Origin of the sequence: Kitasatospora sp. NBC_01302 (assembly GCF_035976515.1) — a bacterium.
Classification (GTDB): domain Bacteria; phylum Actinomycetota; class Actinomycetes; order Streptomycetales; family Streptomycetaceae; genus Kitasatospora.
In genome coordinates, this window is sequence record NZ_CP108404.1 from 7,674,391 (window position 1) to 7,700,523 (window position 26,133).

Consider the following 26,133-nt stretch of genomic DNA (forward strand, 5'->3'; position numbering starts at 1 on the left):
CGTAGGCGCACTGTGGTGAGAGCGCACCGCCCCGGCGGGCCGGGCGGCCGGCCGGGGGCATTGCGTCTTGAGAGCGGGACGATACCGGACGATCCGCCCAGGTCGATGACCAGGGCGGAGCTGTCCCTGACCGATCGTCGGGCCGGCGTGACGCGCGTTCAAGCGCGCGGGCGGGCCGGTCCGGCCGGGTCCCTCGGGCCCGGTCTGGCGGACGATCAGGTCAGTCGGTGAGTTCGGGGTCGAACGGTGGTTGCGGCGCGCAGCGGCGGCCGACCAGGCCGAGCATCCTGGTCTGCGGATCGGCGTGCGGCACGGTCGGCACCGCGGGCGCGAAGCACCCGACCGCGACCGCCGGCCCCGGGCGTGGCGCGAGCTCGTGCAGGGCGAACTCCACCAGCTCGGGTGCCAGGTGCGGGTCCTGGCCGGTGGCTCGGGCCAGGTCCCAGGTGTGCACGGTCAGATCGACGGTCAGCTGCGCGCAGAACTCCAGCGCGGGGCGCTCACCGGTGGACAGGCGGACCGCCAGCTCCAGCGCCCCCGGCGCACCGAACGCCTCCCGGGCGGCGGTGGCCGCGGCGCTCCAGCTGGCGGCCGGGTCGGCGCCCAGCACGTCACCCGCGAACCGGCCGCCCACCTGGCAGGGGGTGGCGCCGCGCAGCAGCTCGGGCACCCAGAGCTGCTCGGCCGTCAGGTGGTTGACCAGTTCGCGGACCGACCGCGCCGAGCACGGGCTGGCGGTCTGCCACTGGTTGGCGGCCACGCCCTGGACCCGGCGCCCCACCGAGGCCAGCGCCTCGGCGTACAGGCGCAGCACCTCGCGCCGGCGCCGGTCGGCGCCCTCCTGGCTCATCGGGCCCTCCTCACTGCGCGGTGCCACGGCGGTCGGCGTGCTGACGGGTCGGCTCACTGCGGGGTGGCCTCGATGTGCGCGGCCGTCTCCCTGGCCCGGGCGCCGGAGCGGGTGCGTCCCGCGGTGACCAGGCGGTCCGGGAAGCGCCGCAGGTACTCCGCCTCCAGTTCGGCGGTGCGCTCGTTGTGGTGCCGCAGCGCGTCGTCGGACCCGTAGAGGAAGGTCTCGTGCCTGGTCCGGTGGAGCTGTTCCAGCTCGTGCAGCAGTCGCTCGTCGAGCAGGTTGCGGGCGGCGACGCCCCCGGGGTCGCCGTCCGGGGTGGCGGTCGGTTGCATAGCGGGTGCCTCCTGGCTGTCGTGCTGGCGGATGGTGCTCGGTGCCCCCGTGCTCTTCAGGTACCCGTCCCGGGCTCGTCACGCCCCCGTCTGGCCCGGTGCCCCGGACGGGGTCCCGGAAACCGGTGGGTGGTGGCGCGGTGCGGTCTCGCGCACGGCCAGCAGCCGGGTGCCGATCTGCTGCAGGTCGGTGCGGCGCAGCGCGGCCCGCAGCTGCGGGAACCACTCGCGCTCCTCCCGGCTCATCTGCTGGGCGGCGGCCGACAGCAGGGCGTCCATCTGGCCGGTGAAGCCCGGCTCGGTGGGCGAGCGCGCCGCCACCTCCTCGCACAGCCGGTCGATCACCCGGTGGTCCCGGTAGCCGCGCAGCGCCTCGTGGGCCGGATCCCGGAGCACGGCGCTGACCTGCGGATACAGCACCTCGTCGACCAGGTAGGAGTGGACGGTGAGGTCGTGCACGATGTGCAGCGCGAGATCGCCGCGGGCAGCCGACTGGTCGGCGCCGAGCGCGCGGTACTCCTTGAAGAGCCGCTGCAGCTCCTTGTGTTCCTGCTTCAGCAGCACGATCGCGTCACTGGACATCCGCTCTCACCTTCTCGGCCTCGCGTGTCCCCTGAGTCGATGGTGCCAAAACGAACGGTCCGCCGGGCGGCGCGGGCGCGCGGGTGCGCCCGATCGGGGGATCCGGTGGCCCGGGGGAGAGGCTCTAGGGGAGCGGGATCCGGCCGCGCAGCAGCTCGTGCCACAGGCGCCGCAGCCGGGTGGCGGAGTCGTCCAGCGGGTTCTCCACGCCGCGCCCGGTGGCCAGGGCGGCGGCCTCCGCGACTCGCTCGCGGCTGCGGCGCCACTGTTCGAAGCGGCGGGCCAGCTGTGGGTCCTCGGCCGTCAGCCGCGCCTCGATCCGCCGGCTCTCCCGAGCCTCGTGCCGTGACAGGACCATGATCCTCACCTGCTGTCCCTTCGGGTGCCGCGCCAGGTGGTACGTCCTCGCGCGTCACCGGTCCGGCGACCTGCCGTCGTCCAGCAGCTGCGCCAGGTGGTAGCCGACCGGCTCCTCCAGCTGGCCGTAGTCGCAGCTTCGCGGGGTCCGGTCGGGGCGCCAGCGCTGGAAGCGGGTGGTGTGCCGGAACCGGGTCCCTTCCATGTGATCGTACGCGACCTCGCAGACCCGCTCAGGGCGGAGCGCGACCCAGGTGGCGTCCTTGGCGGCCTGGCCGGCCTTGCCGCTGCTCCACCGGCTGGGGGCACCGGGCATCCGGCTCGCCTCGTGCGCGCTCTCCTCGGTCCAGGCGGCCCACGGGTGCCCGGCGGGATCGGTCAGCCGCAGCGGGGCCAGTTCGGCGGCCAGCTCGCGGCGGCGGGCGGCGGTGAAGGAGGCGCAGACGCCGACGTGCTGGAGCGTGCCCGCCGCGTCGTACAGGCCCAGCAGCAGGGAGCCGACGCCCTGGCCGTCCTTGTGCTCGCGGTAGCCGGCCACCACGCAGTCGGCGGTGCGGCCGTGCTTGATCTTGAACATCGAACGGACCCCCGGGCGGTACGGCTCCGCCAGCGGCTTGGCCACGATGCCGTCCAGCCCCGCGCCCTCGAACCGGGTGAACCAGGTGCCGGCCAGCTCGCGGTCCCGGGTGGCCGGCGCGACGTGCACCCAGGGCCCGGCGTCCGCGAGGGCGCGCACCAGCGCGGGGCGGCGCACGGAGAGCGGCTGCTCGGTCAGCGCCTGGTCGTCCAGTGCGAGCAGGTCGAAGGCGATGAAGGTGACCGGGTGCTCGGCGGCGAGCTTGCGCACCCGGGAGGCCGCGGGGTGGATCCGCTCCTGCAGCTCCTCGAAGTGCAGCCGGCCGTCGTGCGCCAGCACGATCTCGCCGTCCAGCACGCAGCGGGCCGGCAGCTCGGCGCGGCAGGCCTCCAGCAGCTCGGGGAAGTAGCGGGCCAGCGACTTGCCCGTGCGGCTGAGCACCTCCACCTCGTCGCCGTCCCGGAAGACGATCGCCCGGAAGCCGTCCCACTTGGCCTCGTAGTGCATGCCGGCGGGGATCTCGTCGACCGCCTTGGCGAGCATCGGCTGCACGGGCGGCATCACGGGAAGGTCCATGCACTGATCCTGCGTCACCCCCGCGCGCCCCGCAGCGCGTGCACCTAGCGTGGAGACATGGGCGAATCGGTGCAGCTGGAGGTCGGGGGGCGGAGCGTCAAGCTGTCCAACCCCGGCAAGGTCTACTACCCGGGCCCCGGGTACACCAAGCTGGACGTCGCGCAGTACTACCAGGCGGTCGGCGAGGCGGTGCTGCGCGGGCTGCGGGACCGGCCGACCACGCTGCAGCGGTTCCCGGACGGGGTGGAGGGCGAGTTCTTCTACCAGAAGCGGGCCCCGAAGAACACGCCCGACTGGCTGCCCACGGCGCGGATCGCGTTCCCCAGCGGGCGGTTCGCGGACGAGATCTGCCCGGGCGAGCCGGCCGCCGTGCTCTGGGCGGCCAACCTCGGCTGCCTGACCTTCCACCCCTGGCCGGTGCGCCGCCCCGACACCGACCGGCCCGACGAGCTGCGCCTGGACCTCGACCCGCAGCCCGGCACCGACTTCACGGACGCGGTGCGCGCCGCGCACCAGCTGCGCGAGGTGCTGGCGGAGTGCGGGCTGACCGGCTGGCCCAAGACCTCCGGCGGGCGCGGCCTGCACGTCTACGTGCCGATCCGCCCCGAGTGGACCTTCGCCGAGGTGCGGCGCTGCGCGATCGCGCTCGGTCGGGCGCTGGAGCGGCGGATGCCGGACCAGGTCACCACGCACTGGTGGAAGGAGGAGCGGGGCCGGCGGGTCTTCGTCGACTACAACCAGATGGCCCGCGACCGCACCATCGCCTCGCCCTACTCGCTGCGCCCGCGGCCCGAGGCGACCGTCTCGACCCCGCTGCACTGGACGGAGCTGGACGCGGCGGCGCCCGGCGACTTCACGCTGCGCACGGTGCCCGCGCGGCTGGCCGAGCTGGGCGATCCGTACGCCGAACTGGACGAGCACGCCTTCGGGTTGGAGGCGGTGCTGGAGCTGGCGGAGCGTCAGGAACGGGACGAGGGGCTGGGCGAGATGCCCTACCCGCCCGACCACCCGAAGGCGCCGGGCGAGCCGCCGCGGGTGCAGCCGAGCCGGGCCCGGCACGATCCGCCGGACACGCCGCCGGACACGCCGTAGACGGGGCTAGGTGCGGCTCGCGGTGGCGGGCTGCTCGGCGCCCTCGCCGGCCGGGGCGGTGGCGGCGCGGCGCGGGCGGCCCGGGCGCAGGGCACAGCCGGCCGCGCCGAGGCTGAGCGCCACCGCCGACCAGGGCACCACGTCGCCGATCCGGTCGTAGACGGTGCGCACCCGCGGGTCGGGCAGGCCGAGCTGGACGGTGAGCGTGCCGCGCTGCCCGGTGCCGTACCTGGCCAGCTCGCGGCCCTGCGGGTCGAAGGCCACCGATACGCCGGTGAGCGCGGCCTGCACCACCGGGCGACCGGTCTCGGCGGCGCGCAGTGCGGCCAGGGAGGCGTGCTGCTCCGGGGCCCAGGTGTGCTGGAAGGTGGAGGTGGCCGACTGGTAGACGAGCAGCTGCGCGCCCTGCAGGGTGGCGGTCCTGGACAGGTCGGGGAAGGCCGACTCGAAGCAGATCAGCACCCCGGTGGGCAGCGGGCGCCCGGAGCGGTCGACGGGTTCGAAGAGGTGGAAGCTGTGGCCGGGGGTGCGGTTCTCGGCGGCTGCCTTGCTGATCCCCGTCAGCCAGCCGAGCGCCGCGCGGAACGGGATGTACTCGCCGAACGGGACCAGGCGCATCTTGGCGTACCGGGCCTGGATGCCGGTCGCGTCCAGCAGTACGGCGTCCTTGGAGATGTGTCCGTCGGCCTTCCGGGCGTCCTCGTTGACCAGGAGCTCGGTGTGGCCGGCCGCCGCCAGCGCGCGCAGCCGCGAGAGTGCGGCGGTGTCCCGGGACAGGTCGGTGGTGACGCTGCTCTCGCCCCAGACCACCAGGTCGGGCTGGTCGGTGAGGGCGCTGGTGAGTGCGGCCGAGGCACCGAGGCGGGAGGCGCCGTCGGGGCTGGTGCCCGGCTGGACCAGCGCCAGGGTGGCGGTGCGCACCGCGACCGGGGCCGGGGTCAGCGCGAAGGCGGCGGGGCCGGCGAGCAGCAGGGCCGCCGCAGCGCCTGCGCCCAGCGCACGCAGCGCCGTGCGCTCGGCCACCAGCACCAGCAGCACGGCGGTGTTGACCGCCACCACCGCGGCGCTGACCAGCCAGATGCCGCCGATCGAGGCCAGCGCCAGCACGGTGGGGTGCTGCCACTGGGTGGCGCCGAGCAGCGCCCAGGGGCCGCCGAGCGCCTGCCAGGAGCGGGCGAACTCCGCCACCACCCAGACGGCCGGTAGCAGAACCAGTGCGGCCAGCGCTCGACGCGCCGTCAGCGCCGGTCGCAGCAGCGCCCGGGCGGCCACGCCGAAGCCGCTCTGCAGCACGCCGAAGACCACCGCGATCAGCGGCAGCGCCGGGCCCACGCTGGGCAGCAGCCAGTACATCGCGGCCAGCACGAAGCCGGTGCCGAACCACCAGCCGCGCACCGCCGCCTCCCGGGCGCTGGGCGCGGCGCGCAGCAGGAGCAGGCCGGGGACCAGGGCGACCCAGGCCAGCGGCTCCAGGTCGAGCGAGGGGAAGGCGAGCACCGGGAACATGCCCGCGACGAGGCAGCCGTAGCGGGCGGGGACGCTGAGCGCGGCACGGAGCGACATGCGCTGATTGTCCGCGCACACACCCCTCGGCACTACCACGGCGGCCCCTTGGGTCGCGCGTGTCGCACCGCGCCCCGCCCGGGCGCGGCGCTTAGGGTCTGTCCAGCCGATCTTGCCGAGCAGGATCGACCGGACAGACCCCAGCGTGCGCGGTACGGCTCCCGTGCGCCGCACAGCTCCGGAGAGGACGACCCCATGTCGGACGACGCCCACACCATGCTCTTCGTCACCTTCGCCGACCCGGCCGCCGCGCTGGCCGCCTTCGCCGAGGCGAAGGAACTGCCCGGGGCGCGGCAGGCGGCCGTGCTGCGGCGCTCGGCCGAGGGACTGCTCGACACGCCGGAGAGCTGGGTGCGCGGGGCCGGGACGCCGACGGTCGCCACCGGGATCGTCGGCGGGCTGCTCGGTCTGCTGGGCGGGCCGGTGGGGGTGCTGCTCGGCTGGACGGCCGGCACGGTGCTCGGCGGGGCCGCCGAGCTGAAGCAGTTCCAGGAGGGGGCCGAGGGCCTGCTGGTCTACAGCCGCGACCTGGCGGAGGGGCACGCGATGCTGATCGTCGAGCTGCACGAGCACGACCAGCGGCCCGCGGACGAGCTCGCCGAGCGGCACGGCGGTCAGCTGGTGCGCCGGCCGGCCGAGGAGGTGGCGGCCGAGGTACGGGCCGCCGAGCAGGCGGCGGACGAGGCCCAGGGCGGGAAGAACTGACGACTCGTCAGATGTATGGGGCGTGGTCGGGCGTGGATCAGGCGTAGCGCACCGGTAGTTCGCCGGAGCCGCGCGGGATCAGTCGGGTCGGCAGCTCGATCCGCTGCGCCGGGCCGTGCTCGCCGGCCAGTCGGGCGAAGAGCAACTCGGCGGCGGTGCGCCCGAGTCGGGCCGGGTCCTGGGCCACCACGGTGACCGGCACGGTGAGCAGGTCGGCGAGCTCGAAGTCGTCGAAGCCGACCAGGGCGGGCCGGTGCGGCAGCCCGGCCAGCTCGCGCAGCACGGCGACGGTGATCCGGTTGTTGCCGCACAGCAGGGCGCTGACCGGCCAGCGGCCCGCGAGCATCCGCTGGAGCGCCAGGCGGATCCGGGCCGGTTCGGGCGCGCTCATCGACACCCAGCTCTCGCGGGCCGGCAGCCGGGCCGCGGCCAGCGCCGCGCGGTAGCCGCGCAGCCGTTCGGTGGCGGTGTGGATCTCGGGGGCGTCGCCCAGGAAGCCGATCCGGCGGTGCCCCTGGCGCAGCAGGTGCTCGATGCCCTCGCGGGCGCCGCGCGCGTTGGCACTCAGCACGGTGTCGGCCACCAGGCCGCAGGCCGGTCGGTCGACGCAGACGATCGGGGTGCCAGCCGCCTGCTCGGGCAGCAGGTAGCCCTGGTCGGTGCCGGTCGGCACCAGGATCAGCCCGTCCACCCGGCGGGCGCAGAAGGCGAGCGCGAGGTCGCGTTCGCGCTGCGGCTGCTGGGCGGAGGAGCCGGAGAAGAGCAACGAGCCGTGCCGGCGGGCGACTTCCTCCACCGCCCGGCACAGCGGCGCGTAGAACGGGTCGGCGAGGTCCTCCAGCACCAGGCCGACGCTGCCGGTGCGCAGCCCCTGACGCAGCAGCCGGGCCCCGTCGTTGCGCCGGTAGCCGAGTGCCTCGATGGCCTCGCGGACCCGGGCCGCGGTGGCCGCGGTGACCCCGGACTCCTCGTTCACCACCCGGGAGACGGTCTTGACGCCGACGCCCGCCGCGGCGGCGACGTCCTTCATGGTGGACCGCCCGGCCGGCTCCGCGGCGGGGCGCGCCTGACGTGCAGGCATGGAGCTGCCGCCTTCCGAGTGCGGTGGACATGACGGCTCTGACAACGTTGCCAGCGCAGTATAGGTAGTGCCCAGGCGGACGGTAAGTTGCTGAACTCGCGTGTTACGAAGCGATATTGACGGCCGTTTCTTCGGTTCGGAGTCTTGACGGTGATCGACCGCCATGAGTTCATGCCAGAGGCGACAACGTTGTCAGGGCGGAGGTAGGAATGACCGAACCGCTACTCGACGCACGAGGCCTGTGGAAGACCTACGGCCAGGTGGAAGCACTGCGCGGAGCGGGTTTCACCGTGTACCCGGGCGAGGTGGTCGCGCTCATCGGTGACAACGGTGCGGGCAAGTCCACCCTGGTCAAGACCCTGGTGGGCGCGGTGGCTCCGGACGAGGGCGAGATCCTGCTGGACGGCCGCCCGGTCTCCTTCGCCGGCCCGCGGGACGCCCAGCGCCTGGGCATCGAGACGGTCTACCAGGACCTGGCGCTGGCCGCCGACCTGGATGCCGCCGCCAACCTCTTCCTCGGCCGCGAGCGCCTGCGCCCCGGGCTGCTGGGCGCGTTCGGGGTGCTGGACAAGCGCGGGATGCGCGAGCACTCGGTGGCCGCCTTCGCCGAACTCGGCGTCGAGCTCAAGGACATCGACGCGCCGGTGGCCACCCTCTCGGGGGGCCAGCGGCAGAGCGTGGCGATCGCCCGCTCGGTGGCCTGGGCCTCCCGGGTGGTCTTCATGGACGAGCCGACCGCCGCGCTCGGCGTGCTCCAGCGCGGGCGGGTGCTCGACCTGATCCGGCGGGTCCGCGACCGGGGCGTGTCCACGGTGCTGATCAGCCACAACATGCCCGAGGTGCTCTCGGTCGCCGACCGGGTCGAAGTGCTGCGGCTGGGGCGGCGGGTGGCGCGCTTCCAGGCGGCGGAGACCACGCTGGACGAACTGGTGGCCGCGATGACCGGGGCGCTGGCGACCGAGGAGGAGGAGACATGAGCAAAGGCCCGGCGCCGGTGGACCATGCCCTCGCGCTGCTCTGGCAGCGGGCCAGGGGCCAGAACACCCTGTGGACCTTCCTGGTCCTGCTCGTCCTGGTGGCGGTGTTCTCGGCGCTGCGCCCGAACGCCTTCGCCACCACCTTCGAGTTCAAGTCCATCGCCGTCGAGTCGGCCATCCTGGTGGTGCTCGCGGTCGGCCAGACCTTCGTGATCGTCACCTCCGGCATCGACCTGTCGGTCGGCTCGGTGCTCATCTTCTCCGGCGTCGTCGCGGTCCGGACGATGAACGGGCTGGACGCGGGGCCGAACCCGGGCATCGGGGTCGTGCTGGCCGGCGTGGCCGCGGGGCTGCTCGCCGGGCTGGTCTGGGGAGTCTTCAACGGCTTCTGGGTGGCCAAGGCGAAGGTTCCGCCGCTGATCGTCACGCTGGGCACGCTGGGCATCGCGCTCGGCCTGGCGCAGATCCTCACGCACGGTGTGGACGTCGGCAACGTGCCGGCCTCGCTAGCCAATTCGGTGGGCAGCGGCAGTGTGTTCGGCATCCCCTGGCTGATCGTGGTGGCGGTGCTGGTGGTCGCGCTGGCGACGCTCGCGCTGAACACCACCCGGTTCGGCCGCTACACCCGGGCGGTGGGCTCCAACGAGGAGGCGGCCGGCCGGGTCGGCATCCGGGTGGACCGGCACCTGATCAAGGTCTACGCGCTGTCCGGCCTGCTCTCCGGGCTGGCGGGCGTGCTCAACCTCGCGCACTACAGCAGCACCACGCTGACCAGCGGCGCCCAGGACAACCTGAACGCCATCGCCGCCGTGGTGCTCGGCGGTACCAGCCTGTTCGGCGGTGTCGGCACGGTGATCGGCACCGTCATCGGCGTCTTCATCCCCGCGGTGCTGCAGAGCGGCTTCACCATTCTCCAGGTGCAGTCCTTCTGGCAGACCGTGGCGGTCGGCGCGGTGCTGATCCTGGCCGTCTACTTCGACCAGTTGCGCCGGCGCAGACGCAGCAACCGATGATCCCAGAAAGGTGGAACTCACGGTGCAGAGAAGGATTCTGGCGGTAGGCGCGGTCGCCCTGCTGGCGCTGGTGGCGGGCTGTGGCAGCTCGGGCGGCTCCGGCGGGGGCGCGGGCGGCAAGTCCATCGCCTTCGTGGCTGGCAACACCGGCGACCCGTTCTACATCACCATGAAGTGCGGCGCCCAGGCGGAGGCGGGCAAGCTCGGCGAGAAGTTCACCGCCACCGGCTCGGCCGAGTGGAGCGTGCCGGAGCAGGTCAGCTCGGTGACCAGCGTGACCGCCACCCGGCCGGCCGGGGTGCTGATCTCGCCGGTGGACCCGAACTCGCTGCAGGGGCCGATCCGGACCCTGCAGAACAACGGGACCAAGGTGGCGATCGTCGACACCACGCTGACCGACGGCTCGATCGGCGTCACCCGGATCTCCTCCAACAACCTCCAGGGCGGCCAGAAGGCGGCCGACACCATGGCCCAGCTGGTCAACGGAACCGGAGAGGTGGTGGTGCTCACGCCCGACCTGACCACGACCACCACCAATGCCCGGATCCAGGGCTTCAAGCAGGAACTCGCCGCCAAGTACCCCGGGTTGAAGATCGACGACGTCCGCCAGGTGGGGGACACCGCGCAGGGTGCCGCCTCCGCGGTGGGTGACGAACTCGCCGCCCACCCGAACCTGGTGGGCATCTTCACGGCCAACTCGCAGACCGGCGAGGGGGTCGGCACCGGCCTGAAGAACGCGGGCAAGCAGGGCAGCATCAAGGTGGTCTCCTTCGACGCCGGCCCGCAGCAGGTCGCCGCGCTCAAGAGCGGCGCGGTGGACGCCCTGATCTCGCAGGACCCCTACGGGATCGGGCAGCAGGCGGTCGACCAGCTGGTCGACGCGCTCACCAAGAAGCCGGTCACCCCCTCGATCCAGACCGACCTGGCCAGCATCACCCGGGACAACGTGGGCGACCCCAGCGTGGCCCGGTTCCTCTACAAGAGCGACTGCAGCTCCTGACCGTGCCTTTCCAGGTCCCTCTGGCGGCTCCCCGCCAGGACGAACCGCGGTGGCTGTCGCACGCTGGTGCTATGGACACACATGGAAGTCACGACCCGCTGGTCGAGGTCGCCCCGCTCGGCAGCGACAACCGCTACCGCCTGGTCCGGTTCAAGGGCCACGACTGGGAGCCGGTCGACCGGCAGGAGTTCCGAGCGGAGGCGGCCCGGCTCTTCCCGGGCCTGGACCTGGAGGATTCCGAGCAGGTGGAGTGGCAGGACCACCCGTGGGAGTGGCCGAACTGGCACCCGGGCGAGGCCTGAGCCCGGTCAGCGGCCCGGTGGCGGCCGGCCGTCCGCCACCCGGGCGGCCAGCACCGCCACGTCGTCCTCGCCGTGCCCGGCGCCCAGCCCGGTCAGCGCGGTGTCGATCAGGTGCTCCAGCGGCGCGGTCGGGTCCAGGGCGAGCGCGGCCAGCGCGTCGAGCGACTGCTCGATGTCGCGGTCGCGCCGCTCCACCAGGCCGTCGGTGTAGAGCAGCAGCGTGGCACCGGGGGCGAACGGCAGGATGAGCTGCTGGTGGCCGCCCACGTCCACGCCCAGCGGCGGGGCGACCGGCAGCCGCAGCAGCCGGGCCCGGTCGCCCGGGGCCAGCAGCAGCGGCGGCAGGTGGCCGGCGCTGGCGTAGGTGCAGGACCGCGCGGCCGGGTCGAGCAGCGCCAGCACGCAGGTCGCCACCCGCTCCTGGCCCTGCGCCGCGACGATGCGCTCGGCCTCCCGCAGGATCCCGGCCGGCGAGCGGCGCTGCAGCGCCAGCGCGCGCACCAGGGTGCGGTACTCGCTCATGGTCGCGGCGGCGTCCAGGCCGTGGCCCATCACGTCGCCGACCACCAGCAGGGTCCGGCCGCCCGGTAGCGCCACCGTGTCGTACCAGTCGCCGCCCACCTCGGCGCTGGCCCCGGCCGGCAGGTAGCGGCCGCAGCTCTCGACGTCGGGGTGCGGGCGCATCGGCTCGGCCAGCAGCGCCCGTTGCAGGGCCAGCGTGGAGGCGTGCTCGTGCGAGTAGCGCTGGGCGTTGCTGATGCTGGAGCCGGCCCGGCTGGCCAGTTCGACCATCAGCGCGACCTCGTCCGGGCTGAAGCCGGGCGAGCGGCCGGCGCGGGCCAGCAGCACCACGCCGATCACCGTGCCGCTCGCGGTGAGCGGCACGTAGACCGCCGAGTGCAGGCCCAGCCGCCGGTAGAGGGCGACCCGTTCGGCGTTGGTGGCGGAGGTGCGGATCTCCTCGTCGGTCGGGAAGTTGAGCACGACCGGTGCCCGGTCGAGCACGCAGCGGGCGGCCGCGGAGCCCGCCTGGGGCTCGATCAGCGCGCCCGCGCCGCCGACCGTGGCGCCGGTGCCGACCAGCTCGGGGGTGCTGCTCAGCGCGAGCCGGCGCATGGCCAGCGCGCCGGGCTCCGGGAAGTCGGCGAAGCGGCGGCCGGGCTCCAGGACGTCGACCAGTGCGACGTCCGCCAGCTGCGGGACCAGCAGTCGGGTGAGCTCCTTGGAGGCCTGCTCGACGTCGAGCGTGGTGCCGATCCGGGTGGCCGCCTCGTCCAGCAGCGCCAGCCGGGTGCGGGCCCGGTCCAGCGCCTGGCGGATCCGGCGGTCCTCGGTGATCTCCAGCACCATGGCCACCGCGCCCAGCGGTGTCCCGGCCTCGCTGTCCAGGCGGTGGTAGGCGTTGTGCCACCAGCGCGGCTCGGTGGGCGGCCCCGAGGGGGTGGTGCCCTCCACGATGTGGGTGCGCGGCTCGCCGTCGGCCAGCACCGCCAGGAGCGCGCTCTCGGCGGCGTCGACGTTGATCCCCGGGATCACCTCGGCCATCCGGCGCCCGGTGTGCTCCTCGGCGGGGACCCCGTTGATCTCCGCCAAGGTCCGGTTGACGTAGCGGTAGCGCAGCTCGGTGTCGAAGACGGCGATGCCCACCATGGCCCCGTCCAGGACCTGGCGGGCGAGGTGGTAGTCGGTGAGCAGGACGTCGAACTCGTCGCGGTGGTCGTCGCAGCCGCAGGCCAGTTCGGCCAGCAGCCGCCGGGCCTGGTCGTCGTCGAGGAAGGCGATCGGGGGGTCGCGGCCGGTCTGCCCGGGCCCGTCGAAGGAGCGTGGCTGGCGGTCGGCCATGGTCCTCCTGCCGGCTCGGCGGCGCGGGGTGCGCCGGGTGTGGCTGCCAGGGTGGGGGCGGCGTCTGGGACGTTCCTCAGTCCGATCATCCCATCGATAGCAGCGTGCCGCCGGGCACCCCACGGGGTGGTGCCCGGCGGCACGGGGACAGTGCGGCGGGGTCAGCCGGCCAGGCCGCCCGCGCCCGCCAGCAGCAGCGAGAACGAGCCGCTGGTCGACTCCTTCGGCGTGGTCACGTGCACCACGCCCGCCGTCGCGTCGTAGCTCCAGCTGCTGCCGTCCGCCGCCCCGGAGCGGGCCAGCGGACGGCCGTCCAGCAGCACCACGGCGGGCGCGGCGCCCACGTGCACGCTGAAGTCGTAGGAGCGCGCCGCCGGCTTGCCGGTGTAGCTGCCCACGCTCGGGCCGACGTTCACCTCGGTCACGCCGCGGCCCTGGCCCAGCGCGTGGACGGTGACGTGCTGGGTGGCGCTGGCGCCCTGCTGGTAGGCCCGGGTGGTGCCGTCGTCCTCGTAGAGGGTGTAGTCGGACTGGCCCTGGGCGTAGATGTCGTAGCCCAGCCTTCCGGTGTCCCGGGTCTGCCAGGAGAGCGTGCCCTTGGGCCACATCGGCACGACGGAGCCCGCCTTGACGAAGAGCGGCAGGGTGTCCAGCGGCGCCTGGTAGTCGTTGATCGTGGTGGGGCCCTGATAGGTCCTGCCGGACCAGTAGTCCACCCAGGTGCCCTTGGGCAGATAGATCCCGCTGCGGGTCTGCGAGCCGTCGTAGACCGGCGCGACCAGGAAGTCGTCACCGGACAGGAACTCGTACGTGGCCGCGTCGCCCCAGGTGTTCGGGTCGTTCGGGTAGTCGAGCACCAGCGGGCGCACCGGCCCCACGCCGCTCTGGTGCGCCTGGGCGGCCAGCGTGTAGAAGTACGGCAGCAGTTGCTCCTTGAGCTGCAGGTAGCGGTTGTTGATCGCGGTGTACGGCGCCCCGAACTGCCAGGGCTGCTTGTCGCTGGCGGCCCACCCGTCCATGGTCATGATGGTCGGGATGAAGGTCTTCCACTCCAGGTCGCGGGTCTCGACCTGGGGATCGCTGCCGAAGATGCCGCCCACGTCACCGGTGTCGTAGGCGATGCCGGACATGGTGGCGCCCGCGTAGGTGGGGATCTGCCACTTCAGGTAGTCGTCGTTGCCGGTCTGGTCACCGCTCCAGACCACGCCGCAGCGCTGCACGCCGGCCCAGGAGACCGGCAGCCAGACGAAGCCGCGCGCGTCGCTGTTCTGCTCGATCCCGTCCTTGGCGCTCTGGCAGCCGTCCAGCGCGAACTGGTAGCCGGGGCCGACCCAGCCGACGTCCAGCTTGCGGACCCGTACGCCCGCCTTCACCTCCTCGCCCTGGTTGGGCAGGCCGGTGGAGGTCCACAGGCCCAGCTGCATGTGGTGGTCGCGCAGGCCCTGGCCGGTCTGCGCGAGGTCCTCGTAGCCGCAGCCGTAGCCGTCGTTGACCAGCATCCAGCCGAGCGGGGTCTGGTTCTGGGTGTAGCCGTCGGCGACCTTGAGCGCGTCCAGGGTGTGCCGGTCGCCGCGGTTGGCGTTGTGCAGGTAGCAGTCCGAGTCGCCCGGCTCCAGGCCGTAGACCGGGGGCATGAAGGGCTTGCCGACCAGGTCGGTGTACTGGCCGATGATCTTCTTGAGGTCCGGGCCGTAGAAGAAGTAGCCGTCGAAGCGGCGCTCCTGGGCGGAGGTGGTCACCGGGTCGGCGAAGTCGTACAGGCCCGGGGCGAAGGTGTCGCGGAAGACGCCGTAGCCGGCGCTGGAGAGGTAGAACGGCTGGGAGTTGTTGTAGCCGCCCTCGTTCCAGTTGAAGCTGTTGGCCACGTGCACCTGCTGGTCGCGGTGCGAGAAGCTGCCGTTCTGCTCGCCGGCGCCGTAGAACTGCTCCTGCGGGCCGCGGGCCAGGGTCTGCTGCATCGCGTCCTGGGTCCACGTCAGGCCGCGGGTCTCCTGCCAGACGACGGTGCGGTTGTCGGACTTGTAGAGGGCGAAGCGCAGCGGGCTCTTGTAGGCCCGCAGCACCAGGTCCTTGGAGGCGATCCCCCAGTAGGTGCCGGCGTCGAACTCGTGGGTGCCGGCGATCGCGGCCGGCGGGTCGGGCACCATCTCCTTGCCCGGCGGGTCGGTGAAGGTGCCGTCCGGGGCCAGCTGGAGGCGGAAGACGTCCTCGGCGGTGAAGTCCACCCGGGCGCGGGCGGCGCCGGCCTGGATCAGGTAGCCGTTGCCGTCGTGCTTCAGCGCGGTGGCGGCGCCCACCGTGGTGGCCTGCGGGATGCTCGCGGTCAGCGTGAAGCCGGAGTCGGTCACCGCGTACGGGACCACCAGCACGTGGTAGGTGCCGGAGGCGTTCGGGATCACCGTCGCCTCCGGGTCGGCGGAGCTGGCGCTCTCGGCGACCTCGTGGCCGGTGGAGTCGTAGACGTAGAGGTCGAAGTCGTTGTTCTGGTCGGGCCATTGGACGGAGAGCGGGACGCCGCCGTCCGGGTTGCCCGACCAGTAGGAGGCGGGGACGTCGACGGTCAGGTCGTAGCGGCCGCAGGTCAGGCCCTGCGGGTCCTGCGCCTGGCTCGGGCAGTGCGCCGGGTCGGCGACCGAGCCCTTGGCGAAGACCGGGCTCTGCCAGCTGAGGGTGTGCGAGCCGCTCAGGGCGAGGGTGCCGCCGGAGGTGGTGTCCGCGTGGGCGGCGACCTGGCCGCCGAGCAGTGCGCAGAGCACGCCGAGCACGGCGGCCAGCGAGGCGGTGCGGGCCCGGCGGAGTCTGCGGGGAGGGGTGCGGTGGGGTGTTCGGCGCGATCGCATACAGCCGTCCAGAGGAGTGGAGGGATGGGCGCTGGTGCGGGAGCCAGGTGGCGCGGCCATGACACGGCTGTGGGCGGTGTGCTGGGCGAGCCACCGGCCGTGGGCTGACCCTAGCAGTGCGTTTCTGCGCGCTCAATGGCGTAGTGAGCAGAAACGCGCAGCTTTCTGAGAGGGAATCTCATGGAGCAGGAGCACACTGGAAGCGTTTCGACCAGCGGGGGGTGCGGCGCGGACGGCCTCGGGAGCGAGGTCGGAGAGGTGGCGCGTGATGTTCTTCCACCGCTATCACCACGGGGGAATCGGCGGCTGGCACGCCGGTTTCTGGATCTTCTCGATCGGCGGGTTCGTGCTGCTGGTACTGCTCGTCGTGCTGATCGTGATGCTGTACCGGACCATCGCGACCCACCGGCACCACGTGTCCGGTGCCGGGGCGGGCGCCGCGGTCGGCGGCCCCTGGCCGGGCCGGGCGGGCGGCGGCGAGGCGGAGCGCATCCTGGGGGAGCGGTATGCGCGCGGCGAGATCGACGAGGAGGAGTACCTGCGACGGCTGGGCACGCTGCGCGGGCCCGGCGCGGGTGGGGGCAGGGGTGACGGCGCGGGCGGGGCCGGGGGCGCGGGTGACGGCGCGGGCGGCCCGGGTGGGCCCGGGGGCGCGGCGCCGACGGGCTGACGCCGAGGCGCAGCCGGCGCTCAGGGGCGGCTGCGGCGGTGGGCCGCGACGCGTTCGCGGGTCGCGCAGCGGCGCGAGCAGTAGCGGCGGGTCTGGCCGCTGCCCTGGGTGAGGTAGACGTTGCCGCAGCCGGGCGAGGAGCACAGGCCGCCGGGCGGCCGCTGGCGGTCCCAGACCAGGACGGTCAGCGCCAGGCAGCCGGAGGTCAGCAGCCAGGCGCCCCACGGTCCGTCGTCCGAGCCGTCGACGTGCGGGTGCCAGGGGGTGCCGCCGTCGTGCGAGGTGAGCCGCAGGCGCCCGGTGTGGGCGGCCAGCAGGCGGTTGAGGGCGGTGGCGGCACCGTCCACGTCCGCGGCGGCGAAGACCTCGCGGAGCAGCAGTGCGGCGGCGCGCAGCTCGTCCAGGTCGGCGGCGGTGAGCTCGACGGGCTCGGGTTCGCCGTGCTCCCGCAGCACCGCGGCGACCTGGGCGGCCGAGCTCGTGGGCTCGCCGGTCAGCGCGTTGACCAGCGCGACGGTGCGGCGGGCGACGGCGGTCACGGAGTGCCGGGCGGACCAGTCGGCGGGGGTGGGGAGCATCGGGTCAATGTAACGCAGGTGGCGAAGTTTTGCGTTACCTGCGTACCGTGCCGCGCATGGAGAAGCGCGATGTGCCCCGTGCCCGCCTCGGTACTCCCGGCTATCTCGTCGGTGCGGCGCTGGCCAGGACCGGTGACGAGATGTCAGGACCGGCCCTGCTGCTCGCGGGCCTGGCCGCCACCAGGTCGGCCGGCGCGGCCTCGGCGCTGCTGGCCGCCCTCACGGTCGCCGCGGCGGTCGGCGGGCCGGTCCTCGGGGTGCTGCTCGACCGCGCGGCCCGCCCGGGCCGGCTGCTGGCCGGGGCCCTCGCGCTCTACGCGGGCGCGCTGGCGGCCGCGTTGCTGAGCCTGGGACGGCTGCCGCTGCTGGTCACCGCGCTGATCGCGGTGCCGGCCGGGCTGCTGGGGCCGGCACTGTCCGGCGGCTGGACGGCGCAGCTGCCGGGCGTGGTCGCGGCGGCCGGGCTGTCGCGGGCGACCGCGCTGGACGCGATGACCTTCGACGTCGCGAGCCTGGCCGGCCCTGTGCTGCCCGGGACGGTGGCGGGGGTGTGCGGCGCGCCGCTGGCCGGGGCGGTGGCGGTCGCGCTGATCTGCCTGGCGGTGCCCGCGGCGTGGGGGCTGCCGGCGGCGCGGCGGGCGGCCGCTGGGACCGGCTCGACGGGCTTGGCGGACTTGACGCGCTTGGCGAGTTCGACCGGCTCGACGGGTTCGCTGGTGGGCGAGCTTGCCGCCGGGGTCCGGGCGATCACGCACAGCCGGGTGCTGGCCCGTGCGACGCTCGGCTCGGTGGTCTCCTGTGCCGGGCAGGGGGTGCTGGTGGCCTGTGTGCCGTTGCTGGGCGAGCGGGTGCTGGGCGGGGCCGGCGACGGAGCGGTGCTGCTCTCCGGTATCGCGGTGGCGGCGCTGGCCGCCAACGCCCTGCTCGCGCGGGTGCCCGGGGCGCGCTGGGCCCCGGCTCCGGAGACGGTGCTGCGGCTCGCCCCCGTGCTCCAGGCCGGGGCGCTGCTGCTGGCGGCGACCGGCTCGGCGGTGGCGCTGGTGGCCGCCGTGGTGCTCGTCGGTGCGGCGGAGGGGCCGCAGCTCACCGCGCTCTTCGCGATCCGGCACCGGGAGGCGCCCGAGGCGCTGCGGGGGCGGCTCTTCACCACCGGCGCCAGCCTGAAGCTCACCGGCTTCGCGCTCGGCGCGGGCCTGGCCGGACCCCTCGCCGCCCGTTCGCCGACCGCCGCGCTGCTGGCCGGTGCCGGCCTCCACCTGCTCGCGGCCCGCTGCGGCGCCGTCGGGGGTCCGAACGGCGGCAGCGGGCCGTGGGGGGCGTCCGGTCGTCAGGCGACGCGGGCGGCGAGCGGGCGGGACTCGGTGCGGGCGGTCAGGGCGCGCACCCGGATCGTCACCAGGCGGGCGACGGCCTCGCCCAGCGCCATCAGCACGAACGCGCAGACCCAGGCCTGCTGGCCGGTGATGTGCTGGTCGATGCTGAACCGGGTCACCTGGTCGCCGAAGCCGGTGTGCTCGCTGCACAGCACGAAGGCGATCCGGGCGCCGATGCCGCCGACCCACAGGATCGCCGCCCACAGGCCCGCCTTGGCGAAGACGCCCTCCTGGGTGCGCCAGACCCGGGTGGCCAGCCCGGCCAGCGTGCCGAGCAGCACCCCCGTGCCCCCGAGGACGAGCTCGAGGGTGAGGTCGCCGCCGGCGGTCGGGAACGGGCGCAGGTAGAAGACGGCGGTGGCGCCGACCATCACGACCGGCAGTACCAGACCCGCCAGGTCGAGCTTGCCGCCGCGCATCTGCCGCAGGACCAGCAGGATCAGGGCGATTTGGATGCAGTACTCAGTGGTGGACATACCAGTAAGACTGGCCCGGCGGGTGACCCCGCGGCGTCAGCCCCCGGGTGGGGCACGGGTTGACCCGCGGCCTCCACCCAGGGGTGGAGAGCCCTATTCCAGCAGGTGGAAGCCGGGCTGTGGGTGCATCAGGAACGCGTGGTGGGAGATGTTCCAGGCGTAGGCGCCGGCCATCGCGAAGGCCACCCGGTCCTCGGCGCGCAGGGCGGGTACGGCGGCCCGGTGCGCCAGCACGTCCTTGGGGGTGCAGAGTTGTCCGGCCAGGGTCACCCGGCCGCTGGTGAGTGCCGGGCGGGGCCACGGGTGCGGCCAGGCGTCGACGGGCAGGACGGCGAAGGGCTGGGCGTGTCCGCGGGCGGCGGGGGTGCGCAGGTGGTGGGTGCCGCCGCGGACCACGGCGAACTCCTCACCGTGGCTGCGCTTGACCTCCAGCACCTCGGTCAGGTACCAGCCGCAGTAGGCGGTCACCGCACGGCCCGGCTCGATCCGCAGCCGCAGGCCCGGATGCCGGGTCAGCAGCCGGGCCAGGCCCTCGCCGTAGGCGGTCCAGTCGAAGCGGGCGGTGGGGTCGGCGTAGTCCACCGCCATGCCGCCGCCGACGTTGACCTCCTCGATCGCGCCCGCGAGCTGCGCGGGCAGCCGGTCCGAGAGGTCGGCGGCCCAGGCCACCACCTGCTCGGCGACGGCGAGTTGGCCCGCCGCATCGAGCCCGCTGGCCAGGTGGGCGTGGATGCCGCGCAGCCGCAGCCCGGCGCAGCGCGGTCCGGCCAGCAGGCGCAGGCACTGCGCCACCTGCTCCGGGTCCAGGCCGAACGGGGTGGGCCGCCCGCCCATGGCCAGCGGCACGCCGTCCAACGCGCCCGCGCCCAGCGGCAGGTTGACGCGCAGCAGCAGGTCGACCCGGTCGGCGCCGGTGCGGTGCGCGGTCGCCTCGGCCAGCCGGTGCAGCTCGGCCACGCTCTCCACGTGCCAGCGGTGCACCCCGGCGTCGAGCGCGGCGGCCAGCTCCTCGGCCGTCTTGCCCGGACCGCCGAAGGCCAGCGCCGCGCCGGGGACGGCGGCCCGCACATGAGCCAACTCGCCTCCGGAGGATACCTCGTAGCCGTCGACCGAGTCGCGCAGGGCGATCAGCAGGGCGGGGTCGGGGTTGGCCTTGGCGGCGTAGTACAGCTCCACCCGGTCGGGCAGGGCGGCCCGGATCGCCGCCGCGTGCGCGCGCAGGCCGGGCAGGTCGTAGAGGTAGGCGGGCAGCGCGGTGGCGGGCAGTTCACCGGCCTGGGCCGCGACGGCGGCCGGCAGGATGACCGGGGCGGTCGGGGCGGCCTGGGGGGTCAGGGTGGGCGTGGTGCTCATCGGGCGCTCCGGACCAGCTCGTCGGCCAGCGGCCGGGGGTCGGGCGGGCAGGCCGCCTGGGCCAGCACCGAGGCGGCCAAGGGGGACGGCAGCAGGACGTAGCCCGCCTCCCGGTCGGCCTTGCGCTGCCAGCGGGTCAGCAGGTTGGCCTTGGCCGGCAGCGGCACGCCGGCCAGCAGGGCGCGCAGCCGCGGCGGGCAGCCGTGGCCTTCGGCGTACTCGCCCAGTGCCGCCCGCACCCGCTCCCACAACCTCGGCTCCAGGGACGGGTCCTGGTCGGCGATGGCGGCGAGCAGCTCGGCCACGTGGTTGACCAGCAGGCAGTACACCACCCGGTCCCAGCCGCGCTGGGCGTCGTAGCTCATCGGGCCGGCCACCTGCGGCGGCAGCTCGGCCAGCAGCGCGGTGTTGTGCTCGGGCACCAGCTTGGTGCCCTCCAGGTCGCGGAAGAGCAACTGGGCGGGCAGCCCCGCCTCGTCCACCGCGATCAGCACGTTCTGCAGGTGCGGCTCCAGCACCACGCCGTGGTCGAAGTAGGCGGCGAGCACCGGTGGCAGCAGCAGCCGCAGGTAGCGGGTCCACCAGTCGAGCAGGCCGGCCGGGCCCGCGGCGCCGACCAGCTGGGCCAGCTGCGCCGAACTGGTGGGGTATTCGTCGGCGACCGCGCCGGCCAGCAGCGGGGTCAGGCCCGGGCGCAGCCGGGCGGCGAGGTCCTCGCGGACGATCAGGCCGAAGCCCTCGAAGAGTTCGGTGTCCACGGTGCCGTCCGGGCCGGGCAGCGCCAGGGTGCGGTAGGCGGGTTCGCGCAGCATGGCGGCGTCCGGGAACCGCTCGGCCAGGTCGTCCAGCGCGCCGTCCAGCAGCCGGGTCAGCGCGACCGCGCCGGTCAGCTCGTAGGCGGCGTTCTTGCGCAGGCAGTTGGTGATCCGCACGTTCAGGCTGAACTTGAGGAAGGCGCCGGCACCGTGCAGCGTGCGCACCGAGGCGGTGGCGGTGAACTCGGGCCCGCCGCAGCCCAGATCGAGCACGTCGCCGTCGGCCAGTGCGGCCCGCAGCCGGGGGTGCTCACGGAGCAGCTGGTACTGCCACGGGTGCGCGGGCAGCAGCCGGTAGCCGGCGGGCACCTCGTGCAGTCCGTCCAGCAGCGCGCTCGCCGCCGGGTCCACGCTCTCTTCGGCCAGCAGGTGTTCGCGCACCGCCAGGTAGCGCAGCGGGAAGGCGGCGCGGGCCTCGGGCGCGTACGCGGCCCAGGTCCCGGCGTCGGCGCCCTGCGCGGAACGGGACTTGGGCGCGGGGTGGAAGCGGTGGCCGAAGACCAGCGCCTGCTCGGACTCCAGGTAGCGGTCCGCACCGGCCGCCGGCCGGTCGGCCAGCGCGGCAGCCACGCCCTCGTGGCTGGAAGCCAGTTGGTCCAGGAACTCCTCGTTGGCGACCCCGGTGCGCAGCGTCAGTTCGGCCTGCACCAGCTCCGCCAGCTCCCGCCAGCCGAGGTCCGACCAGCCGTCGGGACCCTCCAGCTGCACGGGGCCGGTGAACCGGTGCGCGCCCAGCAGCGAGGTGCGGCGCAGCGCGACCCGCAGCAGCGCGCCGCGCCTGGGCAGGCGTAGCAGGAGTCGGCCCTCGTTCACCGCGGTCTGGTGCTCGGGTCCGGAGACCTCCCGCAGCAGGCAGTTGACCAGGGTGTGTGCCACCACGTCGGCCGCCACGGGCAGGGCGGTGGGCGCGAGCGAGGGCGAGGAGGTGTCGGTGGGCGGCATCAGTGGCTCCAACGGGTGCGGGAGAGAACGGAGGAGGCGGCGGCGACCAGCGCGGCTGCGGTGCCGACCAGCACCGTGGCGCCGGCGCCGAACGCCGAGTTGACCAGGGCGGCGATCGCGCCGGCGGCCACCGCGCCGCCCTTGGAGATGAGTTCGAGCGTGCCGAACATCCGGCCCGGCTGGCGGCCGCGGGCGGCGTCGGCGGCCAGCACCGAGAGACTGACCAGCCCCAGGGTCATGCCGGTGCCCAGCGTCAGGCGGGCCAGTGCGAAGGTGAGCGTGGAGTGCGCGGGAGCGTGTCCGGCCAGGCCCGCGGCGACCAGGGCGAAGCCGAGGGCGAGGGCGGCCCGGGGCCGGTCCAGGACGGCGGTGTGCACGCGGGAGGCGGTCAGCAGGTAGACCAGGTGCGGCAGGGCGAAGAGCGCGCCGGCCACTGTTCCGTTCAGGCCCGGCACCCGCTGCTCGACCAGGGCGATCAGATAGGGGAAGGAGATGATGGTGGCGAAGACGAAGGCGAACTCGTAGAGGTAGAGCGCCCGCAGGCCGGTGGGCGGCTGCTGCTCGGCCGGCCCGGTCCCGGCGTCGGCCGCGCCGGTGGTGACCGGCTCGGCCCGGCGCGGCTCCGGCAGCCGGGCCAGCAGCGCGGCTGCGGCCAGCGGCAGCACGGCCATCACCACGTACTGGCGGTGCGGCGAGAGCCACGGCGACAGCGCGCCGACCAGGATCGGCGCGGCCACCAGCGCGGCCCGCGCGGCGCCCTGCATCAGGGTCAGCGCGCGGGACAGGCCCGGACCCTCCAGGGCGGCGGCCAGGTAGCCGTTGGTGGCCGCGAAGGTTCCGCCGAGGAAGCCCTGCAGCACCAGCGCCAGCGCGAAGGCCGGCAGGCTGTTCGCCAGCCCGGCGAGCAGGAACGAGACGCTCAGGCCGAGTTGGGCCCGCAGCAGCAGGCGCTTGCGGCCGAAGCGGTCCGCCAGGCGCCCCCAGAGCGGGGCGCCGAGCGCGCTGAAGACGGTGGGGACGATGTAGAGCAGGCCGGCCCAGCGGCCGTGCGGGTCGCCCAGGCCCGGCAGGATCGCGGTGAGGTAGGGCGGCAGACCGAGCGCGGCGAAGGAGGCCACGAAGTAGCAGCCGGCCACCGCGTGCACCTGGCGCTTGGCCAGGCCCGCCGGAGCGGGGGCGGCCTGCGGGTCGGTCGGCCGGGTGTCCGGCCGGTCGGCCGGGTGGGCCTGGCGCCGCAGCTGCGTCCTCACCGGTCCGCCAGGTAGTTCGGCCCGCTGGTGTAGTGCTTGTTGATGTCCGCCGCGCCCGAGCGCTCCTTGCTGAGCAGCGTGCCGGCGCTCACCATCGCCTTGACCGGCAGCCGATCGGCGTCCAGCAGCGCGGCCCGCAGCGGGGCACCGGTGGCGCCGAGCCGCTCGATGGCCTCCGCCAGCCGCCGGCGCAGCAGCCCCAGGGTGACCGAGAGCGGTGCCCGGCCGCGCTCGGCGAGCCCGAAGGCGAGCGAGGCGGTGCACAGGTGGCCGGTGATGGTGGTGAACAGGTCGGTCAGCGCCCGGTCGTCGCCGAACACCCGCGCGTCGTCGAAGGCGTCCAGCAGTTCCTGACGGAACGTCAGTTCGGCGCGGCTGCGGTTGATCCGCGGTCCGTCGTTGTCCTTGTAGAGCAGTCGCAGCCGGGTGCGCCCGGCCACCTGGTCGAGCACCAGCGAGGTGTTCTGCTGGTGCGACTCCAGGGCTGTCCCGTACCCGAAGAGCGTGCACTGCCAGTCCAGCAGCAGCGTGAGCAGCTCGTCGTAGAGCGCGAGCGCGTCGCCGCCGTAGAAGCGGTCGGCGAGCGAGTCCAGCACCGGGCGCCCGTCCGGGGCGGTGGCCAGCAGGGCGGCCAGCGAGACGGTGACGGACCGGCCGGTGTCCGGCAGGCGGCGCAGCAGGACGGCGAGCAGCTCGTGCCCGGCGTGCGCGTAGCACTGCTCGTCGGCGAGCAGGATCCGTTCCGCCAGGCGCGGTTCGCGGGTCAGCACCTCGGCGAGCAGCCGCTGCCCGGCCGCGCCGTCCACCAGCGTGCCCGGCTTGATGGTGCGCCGGTTGCGCAGGCCCAGGGTCGCGGTGGCCAGCGGGAGTTTGACGTGCAGCGCGGGGTCGAGGGCCACCGCGACGGTGCGCATCGACAGCGTGGGGGTGACCTCCAGGTACGGGCGCTCGGCCAGCTGTGCCCGGCCCGCCAGGCCGCTGTCACGCAGGGCCTCGGTCAGCGGCTCGCCGAGCGACAACGGGTGCACCGGCATGGTGAGGTGACCACCGTTCAGCTCGGGCAGGCCGAGGGTGGCGGGCGTCGGCCACCAGGACGGCAGCGGGGCCTCGCCGTGCACGGTCAGCGCCTCGGCCGGTATCACCAGCCAGCGCAGCAGGAAGGCGGGGTGGCACTCCGGCGCGTACCGGCGCAGTGCCTCGACGTCCAGGCCGGAGCGTCCGCGCGCGGTGGGGTAGACCGGGTGGTCCAGGTAGGCGGCCAGCACGTCGAAGCCCAGGCTCGCCCGCGGTCCGCTCCAGTGGGCCGGGTCGGCGCCGCAGGACCGGGTCAACGCGCCCAGCACGGCGGGTGCTTCGGCCTCGTGCAGGCGCATGGTGGCCAGCGTCTGGGCGCACTCGGCGGCGAAGGCGGTGAAGCCGGCGCGGTCCGTCTCCTCGGCCTGCGCCCGCAGCGCCGCCAGGATCTCGGTCAGGTCGGTGAGCGCGCGGCCCGCCAGCTCCAGCAGCGGGAGCCGGGCGGCGAGTTCGCACTGGAAGCCGTCGGGGGCCACCGGCAGCGCCAGTCGGCCGTGCACCAGCCAGTCGCCGTCCGGGCGCCGCTCCGGGAGGGAGCGGGTGCGCAGCCCGAGCACGTCCTCGCGCAGCAGCGCGCTGAGCACCCGCAGGGTGAGCGCCTCGGCCAGCGGGTCGCCGGCGCCGGGGGCGGCGGTCACGGGGGCCGTCTCGGCGAGGGTCATGCGCTGATCTCCCAGCGGTTCGCGGCGATGAACCGGGCGACGGCGCTGTCCACGGCCTGCTGGTCGGGGCCGATCGCCCAGACCACGCCCAGGTAGTCGCGGTTGGTGCGGTAGTGCTCGTGGCGCTCGCCCAGGTCGCGCAGCGGCCGGTAGCTCAGTCGCACGCCGTCCGCCGTCTCGTCGTGCGGTCCCGGCGCAGCGGTCAGCGTGCCGGCGCGGTCGGCGCAGACCACCTCGTTGCGGCCCCGCAGGTCGTCACGGGCGCCGAGTTCGGCGGGCAGCGGGAGGCCGAGGTGCACCCGCAGCACGTGCTCGAAGTACGGGATCTCCAGCAGCTGGGCGAGCATCAGGTCGCACTGGTCGCCGATGGCGCGGTAGTTGACCTCGATGATCCGGGCCCGGCCGTCCGGCTGGACGACGAACTCGGTGTGGCAGGCGCCGAGCCCGACCCCCAGCGCGTCGAGCTGGGCGAGCACCTGGTCGAGCACCTCGCGCGGGTGTTCGGGCAGGAAGGTCAGCACCTCCTCGATGAAGTGCGGCGGCGGCGAGAGCCGGGTGTGGAACCCGCCCAGCACCTCGCGGCGCCGCCCGTCGCCCAGCGTCTCCACGGTGTACAGCTCGCCGGTCAGGAACTCCTCGATCACCAGGGTGGCGGCCGGGCGGCGGTGCTGGATCTCCGCGCAGCGGGCGGCCAGTTCGGCGTGGTCGGCGACCAGCACCACGTCCTCGCTGGCCACCCCCTCGCGCGGCTTGACCACGCACGGGAAGGGCGGCAGGTCGAGCTCGTCCAGCTGCTGACCGGGCGTCAGTTCGGCGCTGTGCACGGTGTCCAGGCCGGTGGCGGCCAGGTGGCGGCGCAGCTCGGCCTTGTTCTTGGCCCGCAGGGTGGCCCGCCAGTCCTTGGCCGGCAGCCCGAAGTAGGCGGCGGCCAGCGCGGCCGAGGTCTGCAGGTGGTCACTGTTGCTGAACACGGCGGCGGGCTGCTGCGGCTGGCGGGAGATCAGCCCGGCCACCTCGCGGAAGTCCGCCACCTCGCACGGCAGCACCACCAAGTCCTCCGGCAGGCCGCTGCGCCCCTCGTACGCCAGGCGGTGCGCCTCGGCGTGGTCGGTCAGCACGGTGACCGCCAGGCCCAGTCTGGCCGCGGCGGGCAGGAAGCCCTGGGTGACCGAGTCGGTGGGGTTGAGCGCGAGCAGGTAGAGCCGCATGGAGTCCTCGTCTTGGTGGAGCCGTCGGTGGAAACCCCTT

22 protein-coding genes and 1 pseudogene are annotated in these 26,133 nt (G+C 74.4%); 8 read left to right on the plus strand and 15 right to left on the minus strand.

What is annotated here, in order from left to right; genetic code table 11:
- Nucleotides 1–220 precede the first annotated feature (220 nt).
- From OG294_RS33625 to OG294_RS33645, 5 genes are all read right to left on the minus strand, one after another.
- Nucleotides 221–850, minus strand: coding sequence for a TIGR03086 family metal-binding protein (locus OG294_RS33625; protein ID WP_327070324.1), 630 nt, complete (start codon nucleotides 848–850; stop codon nucleotides 221–223).
- Nucleotides 851–903: 53 nt separating this feature from the next.
- Nucleotides 904–1,185, minus strand: a complete 282-nt coding sequence (locus tag OG294_RS33630; protein WP_327070325.1) for a DUF6158 family protein — start codon at nucleotides 1,183–1,185, stop codon at nucleotides 904–906.
- Between the two features lie 78 nt (nucleotides 1,186–1,263).
- Nucleotides 1,264–1,767: a hemerythrin domain-containing protein gene (locus tag OG294_RS33635; protein WP_327070326.1), complete on the minus strand. Its 504-nt coding sequence runs from the start codon at nucleotides 1,765–1,767 to the stop codon at nucleotides 1,264–1,266.
- Between the two features lie 124 nt (nucleotides 1,768–1,891).
- Nucleotides 1,892–2,125 (minus strand): DUF3040 domain-containing protein, encoded by a 234-nt coding sequence (locus OG294_RS33640; RefSeq protein ID WP_327070327.1) that lies wholly within the window; start codon nucleotides 2,123–2,125, stop codon nucleotides 1,892–1,894.
- Nucleotides 2,126–2,179: 54 nt separating this feature from the next.
- Nucleotides 2,180–3,277 carry an ATP-dependent DNA ligase gene (locus OG294_RS33645; protein ID WP_327070328.1) on the minus strand — a complete coding sequence of 366 codons (1,098 nt, stop codon included), beginning with the start codon at nucleotides 3,275–3,277 and terminating at the stop codon, nucleotides 2,180–2,182.
- Between the two features lie 57 nt (nucleotides 3,278–3,334).
- Between OG294_RS33645 and ligD the strand changes: the two genes are divergently transcribed.
- Nucleotides 3,335–4,369, plus strand: a complete 1,035-nt coding sequence (ligD, locus tag OG294_RS33650; RefSeq protein ID WP_327070329.1) for a non-homologous end-joining DNA ligase — start codon at nucleotides 3,335–3,337, stop codon at nucleotides 4,367–4,369.
- A gap of 6 nt (nucleotides 4,370–4,375) precedes the next feature.
- On the opposite strand, the gene lnt is transcribed toward ligD, so the two are convergent.
- Complete coding sequence (gene lnt, locus OG294_RS33655; protein ID WP_327070330.1) at nucleotides 4,376–5,932, minus strand: apolipoprotein N-acyltransferase; 1,557 nt, start codon at nucleotides 5,930–5,932, stop codon at nucleotides 4,376–4,378.
- Between the two features lie 195 nt (nucleotides 5,933–6,127).
- Here lnt and OG294_RS33660 point away from each other — a divergent pair, with 195 nt between their 5' ends.
- The gene (locus tag OG294_RS33660) at nucleotides 6,128–6,637 is read left to right on the plus strand and encodes a histidine kinase (RefSeq protein WP_327070331.1); all 510 of its coding nucleotides are present in this window, start codon (nucleotides 6,128–6,130) and stop codon (nucleotides 6,635–6,637) included.
- Nucleotides 6,638–6,674: 37 nt separating this feature from the next.
- Here the strand turns inward: OG294_RS33660 and OG294_RS33665 are convergent, their stop codons facing one another.
- Nucleotides 6,675–7,718, minus strand: coding sequence for a LacI family DNA-binding transcriptional regulator (locus OG294_RS33665; RefSeq protein ID WP_327070332.1), 1,044 nt, complete (start codon nucleotides 7,716–7,718; stop codon nucleotides 6,675–6,677).
- Nucleotides 7,719–7,927: 209 nt separating this feature from the next.
- Here OG294_RS33665 and OG294_RS33670 point away from each other — a divergent pair, with 209 nt between their 5' ends.
- The 4 genes from OG294_RS33670 to OG294_RS33685 all read left to right on the plus strand — a co-directional run bounded on the left by OG294_RS33670 (nucleotide 7,928) and on the right by OG294_RS33685 (nucleotide 11,010).
- Nucleotides 7,928–8,695 (plus strand): ATP-binding cassette domain-containing protein, encoded by a 768-nt coding sequence (locus OG294_RS33670; RefSeq protein ID WP_327070333.1) that lies wholly within the window; start codon nucleotides 7,928–7,930, stop codon nucleotides 8,693–8,695.
- Nucleotides 8,692–9,708 carry an ABC transporter permease gene (locus tag OG294_RS33675; RefSeq protein WP_327070334.1) on the plus strand — a complete coding sequence of 339 codons (1,017 nt, stop codon included), beginning with the start codon at nucleotides 8,692–8,694 and terminating at the stop codon, nucleotides 9,706–9,708. Before OG294_RS33670 ends, OG294_RS33675 begins: the two co-directional genes overlap by 4 nt.
- Nucleotides 9,709–9,730: 22 nt before the next feature.
- Nucleotides 9,731–10,708 carry an ABC transporter substrate-binding protein gene (locus OG294_RS33680; RefSeq protein ID WP_327070335.1) on the plus strand — a complete coding sequence of 326 codons (978 nt, stop codon included), beginning with the start codon at nucleotides 9,731–9,733 and terminating at the stop codon, nucleotides 10,706–10,708.
- A 71-nt stretch (nucleotides 10,709–10,779) separates the two neighbouring features.
- Nucleotides 10,780–11,010, plus strand: a complete 231-nt coding sequence (locus OG294_RS33685) for a hypothetical protein (protein ID WP_327070336.1) — start codon at nucleotides 10,780–10,782, stop codon at nucleotides 11,008–11,010.
- A gap of 6 nt (nucleotides 11,011–11,016) precedes the next feature.
- Here the strand turns inward: OG294_RS33685 and OG294_RS33690 are convergent, their stop codons facing one another.
- Nucleotides 11,017–12,852, minus strand: a complete 1,836-nt coding sequence (locus OG294_RS33690) for a SpoIIE family protein phosphatase (protein ID WP_327070337.1) — start codon at nucleotides 12,850–12,852, stop codon at nucleotides 11,017–11,019.
- Between the two features lie 161 nt (nucleotides 12,853–13,013).
- Complete coding sequence (locus OG294_RS33695; RefSeq protein WP_327070338.1) at nucleotides 13,014–15,692, minus strand: glycoside hydrolase family 31 protein; 2,679 nt, start codon at nucleotides 15,690–15,692, stop codon at nucleotides 13,014–13,016.
- A gap of 268 nt (nucleotides 15,693–15,960) precedes the next feature.
- Between OG294_RS33695 and OG294_RS33700 the strand changes: the two genes are divergently transcribed.
- Nucleotides 15,961–16,362, plus strand: coding sequence for an SHOCT domain-containing protein (locus tag OG294_RS33700; RefSeq protein ID WP_327070339.1), 402 nt, complete (start codon nucleotides 15,961–15,963; stop codon nucleotides 16,360–16,362).
- A gap of 20 nt (nucleotides 16,363–16,382) precedes the next feature.
- On the opposite strand, the gene OG294_RS33705 is transcribed toward OG294_RS33700, so the two are convergent.
- Entirely contained in the window at nucleotides 16,383–16,940 is a 558-nt protein-coding gene (locus OG294_RS33705; RefSeq protein ID WP_327070340.1) for a CGNR zinc finger domain-containing protein, read from the minus strand.
- 56 nt (nucleotides 16,941–16,996) lie between these two features.
- Between OG294_RS33705 and OG294_RS33710 the strand changes: the two are divergent.
- Nucleotides 16,997–18,205, plus strand: a pseudogene (locus OG294_RS33710) (MFS transporter); the annotation flags it as partial.
- Nucleotides 18,206–18,882: 677 nt separating this feature from the next.
- Here OG294_RS33710 and OG294_RS33715 read toward each other — a convergent pair.
- From OG294_RS33715 to OG294_RS33735, 5 genes are read right to left on the minus strand one after another with little or no spacing between them, the layout of a single operon-like run.
- Nucleotides 18,883–20,142, minus strand: coding sequence for an alanine racemase (locus OG294_RS33715; protein ID WP_327070342.1), 1,260 nt, complete (start codon nucleotides 20,140–20,142; stop codon nucleotides 18,883–18,885).
- Nucleotides 20,139–21,899 (minus strand): IucA/IucC family protein, encoded by a 1,761-nt coding sequence (locus OG294_RS33720; RefSeq protein WP_327070343.1) that lies wholly within the window; start codon nucleotides 21,897–21,899, stop codon nucleotides 20,139–20,141. The genes OG294_RS33715 and OG294_RS33720 overlap by 4 nt, the downstream gene beginning before the upstream one ends.
- Nucleotides 21,899–23,149, minus strand: coding sequence for an MFS transporter (locus OG294_RS33725; protein WP_442789276.1), 1,251 nt, complete (start codon nucleotides 23,147–23,149; stop codon nucleotides 21,899–21,901). Before OG294_RS33725 ends, OG294_RS33720 begins: the two co-directional genes overlap by 1 nt.
- Nucleotides 23,146–24,885 (minus strand): IucA/IucC family protein, encoded by a 1,740-nt coding sequence (locus OG294_RS33730; protein ID WP_327070344.1) that lies wholly within the window; start codon nucleotides 24,883–24,885, stop codon nucleotides 23,146–23,148. The genes OG294_RS33725 and OG294_RS33730 overlap by 4 nt, the downstream gene beginning before the upstream one ends.
- Nucleotides 24,882–26,093, minus strand: a complete 1,212-nt coding sequence (locus OG294_RS33735) for an ATP-grasp domain-containing protein (RefSeq protein WP_327070345.1) — start codon at nucleotides 26,091–26,093, stop codon at nucleotides 24,882–24,884. The genes OG294_RS33730 and OG294_RS33735 overlap by 4 nt, the downstream gene beginning before the upstream one ends.
- Nucleotides 26,094–26,133: the final 40 nt, after the last annotated feature.

Coding starts and splice junctions, on each gene's coding strand:
- OG294_RS33690 (WP_327070337.1), bottom strand. CDS start 12,852: ATGGCCGACCGCCAGCCACGCTCCTTCGACGGGCCCGGGCAGACCGGC.
- OG294_RS33685 (WP_327070336.1), top strand. CDS start 10,780: ATGGACACACATGGAAGTCACGACCCGCTGGTCGAGGTCGCCCCGCTC.
- OG294_RS33640 (WP_327070327.1), bottom strand. CDS start 2,125: ATGGTCCTGTCACGGCACGAGGCTCGGGAGAGCCGGCGGATCGAGGCG.
- OG294_RS33630 (WP_327070325.1), bottom strand. CDS start 1,185: ATGCAACCGACCGCCACCCCGGACGGCGACCCCGGGGGCGTCGCCGCC.
- OG294_RS33675 (WP_327070334.1), top strand. CDS start 8,692: ATGAGCAAAGGCCCGGCGCCGGTGGACCATGCCCTCGCGCTGCTCTGG.
- OG294_RS33625 (WP_327070324.1), bottom strand. CDS start 850: ATGAGCCAGGAGGGCGCCGACCGGCGCCGGCGCGAGGTGCTGCGCCTG.
- OG294_RS33635 (WP_327070326.1), bottom strand. CDS start 1,767: ATGTCCAGTGACGCGATCGTGCTGCTGAAGCAGGAACACAAGGAGCTG.
- OG294_RS33645 (WP_327070328.1), bottom strand. CDS start 3,277: ATGGACCTTCCCGTGATGCCGCCCGTGCAGCCGATGCTCGCCAAGGCG.
- OG294_RS33705 (WP_327070340.1), bottom strand. CDS start 16,940: ATGCTCCCCACCCCCGCCGACTGGTCCGCCCGGCACTCCGTGACCGCC.
- OG294_RS33720 (WP_327070343.1), bottom strand. CDS start 21,899: ATGCCGCCCACCGACACCTCCTCGCCCTCGCTCGCGCCCACCGCCCTG.
- OG294_RS33695 (WP_327070338.1), bottom strand. CDS start 15,692: ATGCGATCGCGCCGAACACCCCACCGCACCCCTCCCCGCAGACTCCGC.
- lnt (WP_327070330.1), bottom strand. CDS start 5,932: ATGTCGCTCCGTGCCGCGCTCAGCGTCCCCGCCCGCTACGGCTGCCTC.
- ligD (WP_327070329.1), top strand. CDS start 3,335: ATGGGCGAATCGGTGCAGCTGGAGGTCGGGGGGCGGAGCGTCAAGCTG.
- OG294_RS33730 (WP_327070344.1), bottom strand. CDS start 24,885: ATGACCCTCGCCGAGACGGCCCCCGTGACCGCCGCCCCCGGCGCCGGC.
- OG294_RS33660 (WP_327070331.1), top strand. CDS start 6,128: ATGTCGGACGACGCCCACACCATGCTCTTCGTCACCTTCGCCGACCCG.
- OG294_RS33715 (WP_327070342.1), bottom strand. CDS start 20,142: ATGAGCACCACGCCCACCCTGACCCCCCAGGCCGCCCCGACCGCCCCG.
- OG294_RS33735 (WP_327070345.1), bottom strand. CDS start 26,093: ATGCGGCTCTACCTGCTCGCGCTCAACCCCACCGACTCGGTCACCCAG.
- OG294_RS33665 (WP_327070332.1), bottom strand. CDS start 7,718: ATGCCTGCACGTCAGGCGCGCCCCGCCGCGGAGCCGGCCGGGCGGTCC.
- OG294_RS33700 (WP_327070339.1), top strand. CDS start 15,961: ATGTTCTTCCACCGCTATCACCACGGGGGAATCGGCGGCTGGCACGCC.
- OG294_RS33670 (WP_327070333.1), top strand. CDS start 7,928: ATGACCGAACCGCTACTCGACGCACGAGGCCTGTGGAAGACCTACGGC.